We start from the raw sequence: 12,616 nt of genomic DNA, 5'->3' as shown, positions 1-12,616 counted from the left end.
AGTTCATTTTTAATTGCATTCCCCAGCAATTTTTGTTAAGCTAAAAACAAGTACAAATGAAAGCGAGAACAAGATGACACGTTATCAAGATGATTTTTATGATGCAATCAATGGAGAATGGCAGAAGACAGCTGAAATCCCAGCAGATAAGTCTCAAACAGGAGGTTTTGTTGATTTAGACCATGAAATTGAAGACTTGATGTTGGCGACAACAGACAAGTGGTTGGCAGGTGAAGAGGTGCCTGAGGATGCTATCTTGGCAAACTTTGTCAAATACCACCGCCTAGTTCGTGATTTTGACAAGAGAGAAGCTGACGGTATCACACCTGTCTTATCACTCCTTAAAGAATTCCAAGAATTGGAGACTTTTGCAGATTTTACAGCTAAACTAGCAGAGTTTGAGCTTGCAGGAAAACCAAACTTCCTTCCTTTTGGTGTATCGCCAGACTTTATGGATGCCAGAATCAACGTTTTATGGGCTAGCGCTCCAAGCACGATTCTGCCAGATACGACCTACTATGCAGAAGATCATCCTCAGCGCGAAGAGCTCTTGACTCTTTGGAAAGAAAGCAGCGCAAATCTCCTCAAAGCTTATGATTTCTCTGATGCAGAAATTGAAGACTTGCTAGAGAAAAGACTAGAATTGGACCGTCGAGTTGCGGCAGTGGTGCTCTCTAATGAAGAAAGTTCAGAGTATGCTAAACTTTACCATCCATATGCTTACGAAGATTTCAAGAAATTTGCGCCTGCTCTACCTTTGGATGACTTCTTCCAAGCCGTTCTTGGACAAGTACCAGACAAGGTTATCGTAGACGAGGAACGTTTCTGGCAAGCAGCAGATCAATTCTATAGTGAAGAGGCCTGGCCTCTCCTCAAGGCAACCTTAATTTTAAGTGTTGTCAATCTCTCAACCAGCTATTTAACAGAAGAAATCCGTGTCTTGTCAGGTGCCTATAGCCGTGCGCTTTCAGGAGTTCCAGAAGCCAAAGACAAGGTCAAGGCAGCCTACCAGCTAGCACAAGGTCCTTTCAAACAAGCCTTGGGTCTCTGGTATGCCCATGAAAAATTCTCCCCAGAGGCTAAGGCAGACGTGGAGAAAAAAGTGGCAACTATGATTGATGTTTATAAGGAACGCTTGGCTAAAAATGACTGGCTGACTCCTGAAACTCGTGACAAGGCCATCGTCAAACTCAATGTTATCAAGCCTTATATCGGTTACCCTGAAGAATTGCCAGAACGCTATAAGGACAAGGTAGTGGATGAGACTGCTAGTCTTTTTGACAATGCTCTAGCCTTTGCGCGTGTGGAAATCAAACACAGTTGGAGCAAGTGGAACCAGCCTGTAGACTACAAGGAATGGGGCATGCCTGCTCATATGGTCAATGCCTACTACAATCCACAGAAGAACCTGATTGTCTTTCCAGCGGCTATTTTACAAGCACCTTTCTATGATTTGCATCAGTCATCTTCTGCTAACTACGGGGGTATCGGGGCGGTTATTGCCCATGAAATTTCCCACGCCTTTGATACCAATGGAGCTTCCTTTGATGAAAATGGTAGTCTCAAGGATTGGTGGACAGAGAGTGACTATGCCGCCTTCAAGGAGAAAACACAAAAAGTTATTGACCAATTTGATGGACAGGATTCTTATGGAGCAACCATCAACGGTAAACTGACTGTGTCAGAAAACGTGGCTGACTTGGGAGGAATCGCTGCAGCGCTTGAAGCAGCTAAGAGAGAACCAGACTTTTCAGCAGAAGAATTCTTCTACAACTTCGGTCGTATCTGGCGCATGAAAGGCCGTCCAGAATTTATGAAACTCTTGGCTAGCGTCGATGTGCACGCACCAGCCAAACTCCGTGTCAATGTACAAGTACCAAACTTTGATGATTTCTTTACAACCTATGATGTCAAAGAAGGCGACGGTATGTGGCGTTCACCAGAAGAGCGTGTGATTATTTGGTAATGCAAAGAAGCAAGTAATCAGAAAAAGGCATCCAATCAGGTTCGAAAACTTGATTGGATGCCTTTTATAATGGAAAGACTTGCTGGATAGTTTACTTAATTGTTATTATCTTGCTAGAAAAAAGGATTGAAGGTCTTTTCATGGGCGATGGTCGTAGCTGGACCATGCCCTGGATAGACATCATAGTTTGATAGGGTGAAGAGTTGGGTCTGGATACTATGAAGGAGTTGCTCCATGCTACCAGTTGGAAGGTCCGTTCGTCCAATAGTTTCTCGGAAAAGAGCATCCCCTGTCAAGACTAGGTGAGCATCAGGAAAGACGATAGAAACACCGCCGATAGAATGTCCTGGTGTTGGCAAGACAGTAAAACGAAATTCCTCCAGTTGGTATTCCTCATGAAAGCTAAAGGTGTGTTCTGCAGGTTTTGCGATCACATCTGCCATATCATCGTGGCGAGGAAGCCCAGAGAGATTATCGACAGGAGTATAGAGCCAGCTGGCTTCACTCTCTGCGATATAGACCGGAGGATTGCCAAAAGTCTCGCGAACTAGATCCAGACTCATGATATGGTCATAATGGGCGTGGGTCAAGAGAATAGCGCAGATCGGCTTGTTGATGGTTTCGATAGTCTTGCGAATGGCCTCCCAATGGCTACCAGGATCGACCACGATGAGGTGCTTTTCACCTTCTAGGTAATAGGTGTTTTCATAGGCAACAGGATTCACGGTTTTATGGATTTTCATATTAGCTCCAATCTCAAAGAATGTACTAAATTAAGTATAGCACAGTTAGGATGAATAAGCTTAAAAAGGAAATAATACTCTTCGAAAATCTCTTCAAACCACGTCAGCTTTATCTGCAACCTCAAAGCGGTGCTTTGAGCAACCTGCGGCTAGTTTCCTAGTTTGCTCTTTGATTTTCATTGAGTATAAATTAAGTATAGCACAGTTGGGGAGAATAAGCTGGAAAAGGAAATAGGTCTAGAAAGAAGATGGTTTGGATAAAAAATAAGCCCCGAATGAGTTCGAGGCTTAAACTGTTTTAATTCCCTGCGTAATATTTTTGGATTCCCTTGACAATCCCTTCAACTAGTTTATCTTGGTAGTCACTGCTGCGGATTTTTTGGTTTTCTTCTGGATTATCCATATATCCCATCTCTAGCAAAACAGCTGGTTTAGCTGTTTCACGGAGGACAGCAAAGGTTGCTTGCAAGAGCCCAGCATCCCTAGCTCCAGTTTCAGCTAGCAGTGAAGAATGGATATCGGCTGCGAGACGATTACTTTCACTCATTCGTTCAGGATTGTTGTGCCAATCCTTGTTAATCTTGCTGGGGAAACCAGGTTCATCCTTGTAAGAATAGGTCTGGATACCCAGATTAACGGTTGTATCATTCCCTTTTGCATTGAAATGAAGGCTGATGAAAAAGTCAGCATTGGTCTTGTTGACCATACGAGAACGCTCGGTAATAAAATCAACGTCTATATCACTATCTCGAGAGGTGAGAACGGTATAGCCGAGTCCTTCTAGTCGTTTACGTAGCTTACGATAAACTTGTAGGTTCAATTCTTTTTCAGCTATGCCATAGTAATAAGCCCCGCGATCCTTACCACCGTGTCCTGGATCGAGAAAGATAGTTTTAGAGTAATGTCCTTTTTGAAAACCTTGTGCTAATTCACGAACCCATTTTCCATTCCCTTGGAAGAGCTGATTTTTACCATCCACAGCATAGGTTCCTGTAACATATACACCATCATCCTTAAGATAGTACCAAGCTTGATAGTCTGGGTCGTAAATCCATTCCTTATGGGCCATGTAGCCACCAGATTTAAGATAGTAGGAACCAATCCATTGTTTTTGGGCATAGCGTCCGCCAGATTTTAGGTAAAACCAACTAGAGTAGCTTTGGTCGTAGACCCATTCCTTATCTGCCATAGCACCACTGGATTTGAGGTAGTAATCGCCTTTCCAGATATTGGCCAACATTCTACCATAGCCATCAAAAGCATACCACTTGCCATTGATTTGGCTCCATTGGTTGGATAAATATTTACCTGAACTATTGATATAGTACCAATTATTGCCCATTTGGTACCAGCTGTTTTCAAGCAAGTAGCCATGACTATCAAAGAGATAACCATCATAGAGGGTATCTGTAAATTTGACACCAGTTTGACTATAAAAAGTCCACTTGTTCCCCTCTTTTACCCAGCCAGTTTGTATAGGTTGATTATGTTGGGTTTCCCTAGAAAGAGAAGGTTTACTTTCTTGTTCACTTGAACTAGCTGTACTTGTCGAAGTTTCTGCACTAGCTTGAGAACTACTAGCAGAAGTATTTGTAGAACTGTTAGTAGAATGACTAGTGGAAGTATTTGTTGAGCTACTGATTGAACTAGTCATAGGGGTAGTAGTAGAATGACTCGTATCATCAGCCAAAACGACTTGATTTGTTAGTCCAAGAACAGCTAAGGCTAAAAGTGTCAGTCTTTTGTGTGATTTCATGTTGTTTGCCTTTCTAGAGAGATGAAAATTCAGTAATTATCGTAAAAAAACTGTTTATATTACCATTATACACTAAAAAAATTAGAAAATTACCAAAATATCAAACCTTATTTATTGAAAAAAGAAGAATGTATTTTCATTTCACTGACTTTTAGTGTGGCCTATATCCAAAAAGATAGATGAAAATCAGATAATTTTATTGTTTTAGTGTAAATCTTTTTTTATCCTCCTTCCCAACAACTTGAATAAGCTTTAGAATCCTCTTTTTCTAGTTTTCATATTCTTAAAAAAGTGATAAAATGGTAGGAAGAATTGGAGAGTAGAGATGCCAAAAGAAGTGAATTTAACAGGCGAAGAAGTTGTCGCTTTAACACAGAAATATTTATCGGAAGAAGATGTGGCTTTTGTCCATAAGGCCTTGGTTTACGCCGTTGAATGCCATAGTGGTCAATATCGCAAATCAGGTGAGCCTTATATCATTCACCCCATCCAAGTGGCAGGTATTTTAGCTAAGCTCAAGTTGGATGCTGTAACAGTAGCTTGTGGTTTCTTGCATGATGTGGTAGAAGATACAGAAGCGACCTTGGACGATTTGGAAAGGGAGTTTGGTCCTGATGTGCGGGTAATCGTAGATGGGGTTACCAAGCTTGGTAAAGTTAAATACAAGTCTCACGAAGAGCAGTTGGCAGAAAATCATCGCAAGATGCTCATGGCCATGTCTGAGGACATCCGTGTTATCTTGGTCAAACTGTCTGACCGCTTGCACAATATGCGGACGCTTAAACACCTTCGAAAAGACAAGCAGGAGCGCATTTCCAAAGAAACCATGGAAATTTATGCCCCGCTTGCCCATCGTCTGGGGATTTCCAGTGTCAAATGGGAATTGGAAGACCTATCTTTCCGTTATCTCAATCCAACGGAGTTTTATAAGATTACCCATATGATGAAGGAAAAGCGCAGAGAGCGTGAAGCCTTGGTGGATGAGGTAGTTACGAAACTAGAAGACTATACGACGGATCGTCACTTGAAAGGGAAGATTTACGGTCGTCCCAAACATATTTACTCTATTTTCCGCAAAATGCAGGACAAGAGAAAACGGTTTGAGGAAATCTATGATCTGATTGCTATTCGTTGTATTTTAGATACCCAAAGTGATGTTTATGCCATGCTTGGTTATGTGCATGAACTTTGGAAACCAATGCCAGGTCGCTTTAAAGATTATATCGCTAACCGCAAGGCCAATGGTTACCAGTCTATCCATACGACTGTTTATGGACCAAAAGGGCCAATCGAATTCCAGATTCGGACCAAGGAAATGCACGAGGTGGCTGAGTACGGGGTTGCGGCTCACTGGGCTTATAAGAAGGGCATCAAGGGGCAGGTTAACAGCAAGGAATCAGCCATTGGTATGAACTGGATCAAGGAGATGATGGAGCTCCAAGACCAGGCTGATGATGCCAAGGAATTTGTGGATTCAGTTAAGGAAAACTATCTGGCTGAGGAGATTTACGTCTTTACCCCAGATGGAGCTGTTCGTTCCCTTCCCAAAGATTCAGGACCGATTGACTTTGCCTACGAAATCCATACAAAGGTCGGTGAAAAAGCGACGGGTGCCAAGGTCAATGGCCGTATGGTTCCTCTGACAACCAAGCTCAAGACAGGGGATCAGGTTGAAATTGTCACCAACCCGAACTCCTTTGGGCCAAGCCGTGATTGGCTTAACATGGTCAAGACCAGCAAGGCCCGCAACAAGATTCGTCAGTTCTTTAAAAACCAAGATAAGGAATTGTCTGTCAATAAGGGTCGTGAAATGTTGATGGCTCAGTTCCAAGAAAACGGCTATGTGGCCAATAAATTCATGGACAAGCGTCACATGGATCAAGTTCTGCAAAAGACTAGCTACAAGACAGAAGAATCCCTCTTTGCGGCTATTGGTTTTGGAGAAATCGGTGCGATTACTGTCTTTAACCGTCTGACTGAAAAGGAACGTCGTGAAGAAGAACGTGCCAAGGCCAAGGCTGAGGCAGAAGAACTTGTCAAGGGTGGCGAGGTTAAGGTTGAGAACAAAGAAACCCTCAAGGTTAAGCATGAGGGTGGAGTGGTCATTGAAGGTGCCTCAGGTCTCCTAGTGCGGATTGCCAAGTGTTGTAATCCTGTTCCTGGTGACGATATTGTTGGCTATATCACCAAGGGGCGTGGTGTGGCTATTCACCGTGTGGACTGTATGAACCTGCGTGCCCAAGAAAACTACGAGCAACGTCTCCTTGATGTGGAGTGGGAAGACCAGTATTCAAACTCAAATAAGGAGTATATGGCCCATATCGATATCTATGGTCTCAATCGTACAGGACTGTTGAACGATGTGCTGCAAGTTCTTTCAAACACAACTAAGAATATCTCAACAGTCAACGCCCAACCAACCAAGGATATGAAATTTGCTAATATCCATGTATCCTTCGGTATTGCCAACCTCTCGACACTGACTTCGGTTGTGGACAAGATTAAGAGTGTGCCAGAAGTATACTCTGTCAAACGGACTAACGGTTAATTGCCCTAGCCCTTACTAGAAAGGCTATTATGAAAATCATTATCCAACGGGTTACAAAAGCCCAAGTGAGTATCGAAGGTCAGGTTCAGGGAAAAATCAATCAGGGACTCTTATTGCTGGTTGGTGTTGGACCAGAGGACCAAGAGGAAGATTTGGACTATGCTGTGAGAAAACTGGTCAATATGCGGATTTTTTCAGACGCAGAAGGCAAGATGAACCTGTCTGTCAAAGATATTGAAGGAGAAATCCTCTCTATTTCTCAGTTTACCCTCTTTGCGGATACTAAGAAAGGCAATCGTCCAGCCTTTACAGGTGCAGCCAAGCCTGATAGGGCATCAGACTTCTATGATACTTTCAATCAAAAACTAGCGCAAGAAGTGCCCGTTCAGACAGGTATTTTTGGAGCGGATATGCAGGTTGAGCTGGTCAATGACGGACCAGTCACCATTATCCTTGATACTAAAAATAGATAAGAAAGACCAAACCCAGTCGGCTTGGTCTTTCTTATCTATCATAAAATACTCCAAAAAGACATCGGTTCTTGATAGGCCTTGGGGAAATCTCTTTTCAGGCTTTGGCTTATGCGGTAGGAAGAGATGAGATGACCTATGATTAGGAGAGTTCCCTGAAGTAAAAGTGGGATACCCCTTAAAAACAGCAAGGAGAGAATCATCAGGATATCCCATAGGAGGATTTGTAAGACGAAACGCCAGAATCTCGGTCTAATCTGAGAATAGAGTTGACTAAAGTGGTCACAAAGTTGGTTGGAAAGATAGGTCAATAGCACAGGATGAAAGAAAATGAGCCAACCGCTATAAATCAAAATCCAATCCCAAGTAAGTCTCTCTTTAAATGTCAAAAATGCCAGCATGATTCCATCAATGACAAGGAGTTGAATGGTTTTGATGAAGATGATTTTTTTCATGCTAAAACCTCCTTTTCTTTAGAGGCACTCCCATAAAGTGATGTGTTTGTTGTAAAAATCTGAATAGTTGTCTCTTAGGTAGTTAGTCGTCGTATAATAAAAAGTAGAATGGCAAGCAGTGACAATTGGCATAAGAGAGGGAGAACGCTGAGAACTAGTGAAGGCTAAAAGGATAAAAAATAGAAAATCAATGGTGAGAACTCCTAAATAATAGAAGCGAATCTTTTTATTGATTTGAGGATAAATCTCAGCGAATTGATGTTTGAGTCGGAAAACCAAGCGAAATAGCAGGAGTCCCTGAGCAAGGAGGAAAATAAAACCAGAGAGCAAGAGCCATTCTAAAGCTGTCTCGGGTCTAGTGGTAAAAAATGCAAATAGTAGCAAATCGATAACTGCAATTGCTGTAAAATGGATTCTAAAGAGATTTTTCATAAGATGACCTCCCTCTTTTATCTATCTTCATTCTACTCCAAAAGAATAGAAGTTACAAGTAAAATGATAAAAATAGCAGAAGGGAGATTCTCTTAAGTTGGCTAGTATTCTTTATTTGAGTTTTGTTCTATTATCTAACTTCTTCATCATTCCAGACAAATAAAGCTCCGATTGCATTGAGGATATAAAAGATGTATTTACCGATATTGGCGAAGTTTCCTTGAATACCAGCTTTTGTCAGCTGAACGAAATTGTAAATCAACCAAAAGCCCCACTGAGTTGTTAGTTTCAATGCGTTCAAAGCATTTGCAATGAGGGACAGTGCAAAGGCAATAGTTGTTACGTAGGCAAGGAGATTCATCTTGCCCCCATAGCCGATATAGTTTGTCACAAAGGCAAAGAGGAAGGCGATGATGGAAATAATGATGGCCGCCAATTTTAGCTGTTTTTGGCTCATTTGGTTGGGTCTGCCTTCTTGCGAAGCTTCCCATTTCTTAATCGCAAAGGTATAAATGAGGAAGGTGACAGGATAGGTGATAATGGCCGCCTTATTTCCAAGGATATAATCAATAGCACCGGACAAAATGGTATTAACAATACCAAAGTAATTTCCCCATTTGCTTAATTTCCCCGTGAAACGAGTGGACAACATGGAAATCCCAACGTTGGTTACGGAAATCAATCCAAAGGGTACAAGAGCTGTCCATGGTCCCCAATCTACGAATTTATCGAGGCGTGAGTTGAGGTAACCAGATGCAATCGCAATCCCAACGACCAAAGCAACCCCGAAGAGGTCGAACCATTTAGATGTAGCAAAAATTTTTAGTGATTTTTTCATAGTTTAAACTATCTTTCTTGTTTTTTACAAACATTCTACAACTAAATGAAAGCAAAATCAAATGCTAGAAATAAAACCCTGAAAATTTGATTTTCAGGGTTGGTAGGGGATTGGAGAAATTAGTCGATTCTCTCGACATAGAGTTGTTTGGCAATGTCCATACTTACTTGTAAGTCCTCGTCTTTACTGAGGATAGTGAAGGTATTGCTAAAGCCATCAAACTGCTTGACTTGGATATGGTCACCGATGTGAAGTGAGTGCTTGTCCAGATAACTGAGAATGTCAAAACTATCGTGCACCCGAGTTAGGCGATAGGAGCCAGCTTCCTTGATGTCAGCTAGTGGCAGGTTATTGATTTCAACTAAGAGTTCTCCCTTGGCAGGAATAGTTCCTCCGTGAGGGCAGGTCTTGGGAAATCCTAGCAATTTATCCAGTCTTTCCACGAACAGGTCAGAGACAGTATGTTCCAAGACTTCAGCTTCCTCGTGAATCTGGTCACTCGTATAGTCTAAATGATGGACTAGAAAAACTTCAATCAAGCGATGCTTACGATAGAGCTCAGAGACCAATTTGAGGCCGAGGTCAGTCAGTAGATAGCCACATTCCTTGTCCTTAAGGATGAGGTTTTCGCTCTTCATCCGTTTAATCATTTCAGTTACGGCAGGGGGAGAGACTTGCATGCGGGCCGCAATTTCCTTGTTGGTAATTTTATGCAGGTCTATGCCAATTTCATAAATACACTTTAGATAATCTTCTTTATTCGGGGTCATTCGTTTCCTCTTGTCTAATATCTTTATCTAGTATATCAAAAAAAGCTAGATTTCTCTAGCTGTGACTTTTTATGTTATACTTATTGCAAGAGAAAAAACGAGGAGATGGATATGACGAAAATAGCTCTTCTTTCAGATATTCATGGCAATACCACTGCTTTAGAGGCAGTTTTGGCAGATGCTCGGCAGCTAGGAGTGGATGAATACTGGCTTTTGGGAGACATTCTCATGCCAGGGACAGGGCGTAGAAGGATTTTGGACTTGTTGGCTGATCTACCGATTACGGCTAGAGTTTTGGGAAACTGGGAAGACAGTCTTTGGCATGGTGTCCGCAAGGAATTGGATAATACTCGCCCCAGTCAACGCTATCTTTTGCGCCAGTGTCAGTATGTTTTAGAGGAAATTTCCCTAGAAGAAATTGAACTGCTCCACAATCAACCACTCCAGATTCATCGTCAGTTTGGTGATTTGACGGTGGGAATTAGCCATCATCTTCCTGATAAGAACTGGGGGAGAGAGTTGATTCATACTGGAGCGCAAGAGGATTTTGACCGCTTGGTGACCAATCCGCCTTGTGATATTGCTGTTTATGGTCATATTCACCAGCAGTTGCTTCGTTACGGGACTGGTGGGCAATTGATTGTTAATCCGGGTTCAATTGGCCAGCCTTTCTTTCTAGATACCCAGTTGCGGAAGGACTTGCGAGCCCAGTATATGATTTTAGAGTTTGATGACAAGGGCTTGGTAGATATGGACTTCCGACGGGTGGACTACGATGTGGCAGCTGAATTGCAGTTGGCTAAAGACCTCAAACTTCCCTATTTTGAGGTTTATTATGAAAGTATAGTCAATGGTATCCATCATACTCATCATCAGGAATTTCTGAGAGAATTAGCCCAGAAAGAGGGCTATGATAGGGAATTAGATGCTTGGTTGAAAAGTGGTAATAATTGACATTACAACCAAAAAGGGTATAATAAAAGAAAGAGAAGAGTAGAGGTAGGCTAGCCTCGTAAAAAGGAGAAGAGTATGCAAATTCCAAGTAGATTTACCATTGCGACTCATATGCTGATAATCATTGCCCTCAAGGGGAAGGAAAGCAAGGTGACCAGTGATTTTCTGGCTGCTAGTGTCGGGGTCAATCCTGTCATTATCAGAAAGACCTTGTCCCAGTTGAAGAAGGCAGAGTTGATTTCAGTAGCGCGCGGAACAGGGGGAACAGAGATTGTTAAGGATCTCAAAGACATTAGTCTATTAGATGTTTATCAAGCGGTTGAGTGTCTTGGAAAGACTGGTCAACTCTTCAGTTTTCATGACAACCCGAATCCAAATTGCCCAGTTGGAGCTCATATTCATGATGTTTTGGATCAAAAATTGGAGAGAATCCAGCTGGCTATGGAGGCTGAACTCGGTCAGACCAGTTTAGAACAAGTCGTGACCGATGCAGAGAGTCAGATGAAGGATTGAGAGGGATAGATGCCCTCTTTTTATCTATGTAAAATTGTGATAAAATAGAATCATTAAAGGAGGAAGAAATGTATCTCGTTATAGGAATTGTATTAGCCTTTATAGTGTCATTTTGGAAGGATAATAGAAGTTTGTGGAATCCAGTATTATTCTTATTATCCCTCATTTCCAGTTATTTTTATCTAGGCTACCTTTTTTATCAAAATGGGTATGAGAAGATTCATTTCGCTTTTTTTATATTTCCCTTTATTTTACTTCCGATACTGATTTTTCTAAGTGGCATCTTTTTAATCTATAATGGGGTCATTTTGTTGAAGCGAGAGGGACGTTCAAAGGCCAATTATCTCTCCATGCTCCTTGGAATAGTCATTTTGGTATTTTTTGCTTTGATGTTATTTCGCTTTGGAGATAGAGACGCTTTATTTGCCACCAATCACTTTCTAAACATTTTATTTGTATTCATTTTCTACTCTTATTTTATTTTTGGCTTTGCTTTTACGGGTTTTATGCTGTACTCTATCTTGTATCTCTTTATTCCTAAGAAGAAGCATTATGATTTTATCATCATTCATGGTGCAGGTTTGTTAGACGGAGAAAAGGTAACACCTTTGCTAAAGAGGAGAATTGATAAGGCAGTAGAAGCTTACCACAATTCTAAGAATCCTCATATCAAAATCATTGCTAGTGGTGGTCAAGGAGGAGATGAGAAGATTTCTGAAGCGCAGGCTATTACAAACTATCTGCTTGAAGAGACCGATGTTCCCCAAGATGGGATTATCCTGGAGGACCAATCAAGGACTACCTACGAGAACCTTCTCTTTTCTAAGGAACTTGGTGAGAAGCTGGTAGCCAAACCTCAATTCCTCTTTGTAACAAATGATTATCATGTCTTTAGAACAAGTACCTATGCTCGTAAGTTAAAAATGAAGGGAGATGGCCTCGGATGTAGGACGGCAGGCTACTACATACCATCTGCTTTTATTCGGGAGTACGTAGCTCTCTGTGTCAAAATGAAATGGCTTTTCCTTGCCTTTTATGTCCTGCTATTAGCCCTCATTTTGATAGCCTACAAAGGGATTATTTGGTAGTCAGATTCTATTTAAAAAGACTTAGAATGCACATGAAAGTATGTATTCTAGGTCTTTTGTTTTGTATACATTTGATTTTCAAG

Annotated in this window: 12 protein-coding genes; 6 read left to right on the top strand and 6 right to left on the bottom strand. The window is 41.6% G+C overall.

Annotated features, from left to right (window positions below; translation table 11 throughout):
• Positions 1 to 73 precede the first annotated feature (73 nt).
• Positions 74 to 1,966: an endopeptidase PepO gene (gene pepO / locus ACLNCW_RS04555; protein WP_424845431.1), complete on the top strand. Its 1,893-nt coding sequence runs from the start codon at positions 74 to 76 to the stop codon at positions 1,964 to 1,966.
• A gap of 113 nt (positions 1,967 to 2,079) precedes the next feature.
• Here pepO and ACLNCW_RS04550 read toward each other — a convergent pair whose 3' ends face one another.
• Positions 2,080 to 2,709, bottom strand: coding sequence for an MBL fold metallo-hydrolase (locus tag ACLNCW_RS04550; protein WP_261100564.1), 630 nt, complete (start codon positions 2,707 to 2,709; stop codon positions 2,080 to 2,082).
• A 298-nt stretch (positions 2,710 to 3,007) separates the two neighbouring features.
• Positions 3,008 to 4,465, bottom strand: a complete 1,458-nt coding sequence (locus tag ACLNCW_RS04545; protein WP_049546518.1) for an N-acetylmuramoyl-L-alanine amidase — start codon at positions 4,463 to 4,465, stop codon at positions 3,008 to 3,010.
• 325 nt (positions 4,466 to 4,790) lie between these two features.
• Between ACLNCW_RS04545 and ACLNCW_RS04540 the strand changes: the two genes are divergently transcribed.
• Entirely contained in the window at positions 4,791 to 7,013 is a 2,223-nt protein-coding gene (locus tag ACLNCW_RS04540) for a RelA/SpoT family protein (RefSeq protein WP_424845430.1), read from the top strand.
• Positions 7,014 to 7,042: 29 nt separating this feature from the next.
• On the top strand, positions 7,043 to 7,486 hold the full coding sequence (gene dtd / locus ACLNCW_RS04535; protein ID WP_049544844.1) for a D-aminoacyl-tRNA deacylase: 444 nt from the start codon (positions 7,043 to 7,045) through the stop codon (positions 7,484 to 7,486).
• 38 nt (positions 7,487 to 7,524) lie between these two features.
• Here the strand turns inward: dtd and ACLNCW_RS04530 are convergent, their stop codons facing one another.
• The 4 genes from ACLNCW_RS04530 to ACLNCW_RS04515 all read right to left on the bottom strand — a co-directional run bounded on the left by ACLNCW_RS04530 (position 7,525) and on the right by ACLNCW_RS04515 (position 9,978).
• Positions 7,525 to 7,938, bottom strand: coding sequence for a hypothetical protein (locus ACLNCW_RS04530; RefSeq protein WP_293965941.1), 414 nt, complete (start codon positions 7,936 to 7,938; stop codon positions 7,525 to 7,527).
• An 18-nt stretch (positions 7,939 to 7,956) separates the two neighbouring features.
• Entirely contained in the window at positions 7,957 to 8,370 is a 414-nt protein-coding gene (locus ACLNCW_RS04525; RefSeq protein ID WP_285387934.1) for a hypothetical protein, read from the bottom strand.
• A 130-nt stretch (positions 8,371 to 8,500) separates the two neighbouring features.
• The gene (locus tag ACLNCW_RS04520; protein ID WP_194251494.1) at positions 8,501 to 9,208 is read right to left on the bottom strand and encodes a nicotinamide mononucleotide transporter; all 708 of its coding nucleotides are present in this window, start codon (positions 9,206 to 9,208) and stop codon (positions 8,501 to 8,503) included.
• Between the two features lie 119 nt (positions 9,209 to 9,327).
• Positions 9,328 to 9,978 (bottom strand): metal-dependent transcriptional regulator, encoded by a 651-nt coding sequence (locus ACLNCW_RS04515; RefSeq protein WP_265473025.1) that lies wholly within the window; start codon positions 9,976 to 9,978, stop codon positions 9,328 to 9,330.
• 111 nt (positions 9,979 to 10,089) lie between these two features.
• On the opposite strand from ACLNCW_RS04515, the gene ACLNCW_RS04510 reads away from it, so the two are divergent.
• The 3 genes from ACLNCW_RS04510 to ACLNCW_RS04500 all read left to right on the top strand — a co-directional run bounded on the left by ACLNCW_RS04510 (position 10,090) and on the right by ACLNCW_RS04500 (position 12,533).
• Positions 10,090 to 10,932: a metallophosphoesterase family protein gene (locus ACLNCW_RS04510; protein ID WP_424845429.1), complete on the top strand. Its 843-nt coding sequence runs from the start codon at positions 10,090 to 10,092 to the stop codon at positions 10,930 to 10,932.
• A gap of 75 nt (positions 10,933 to 11,007) precedes the next feature.
• A complete protein-coding gene (locus ACLNCW_RS04505) occupies positions 11,008 to 11,445 on the top strand; it encodes an Rrf2 family transcriptional regulator (RefSeq protein ID WP_223340186.1) in 438 nt (145 codons plus the stop codon).
• 68 nt (positions 11,446 to 11,513) lie between these two features.
• The gene (locus tag ACLNCW_RS04500; RefSeq protein ID WP_424845428.1) at positions 11,514 to 12,533 is read left to right on the top strand and encodes a YdcF family protein; all 1,020 of its coding nucleotides are present in this window, start codon (positions 11,514 to 11,516) and stop codon (positions 12,531 to 12,533) included.
• The last annotated feature ends 83 nt before the right edge of the window (positions 12,534 to 12,616 follow it).

The organism is Streptococcus sp. CL6.22 (assembly GCF_049738055.1).
Taxonomy (GTDB): domain Bacteria; phylum Bacillota; class Bacilli; order Lactobacillales; family Streptococcaceae; genus Streptococcus; species Streptococcus mitis_DJ.
The sequence above is the reverse complement of the archived record's forward strand: the minus strand, read 5'-3'. Positions and strand labels throughout refer to the sequence as shown.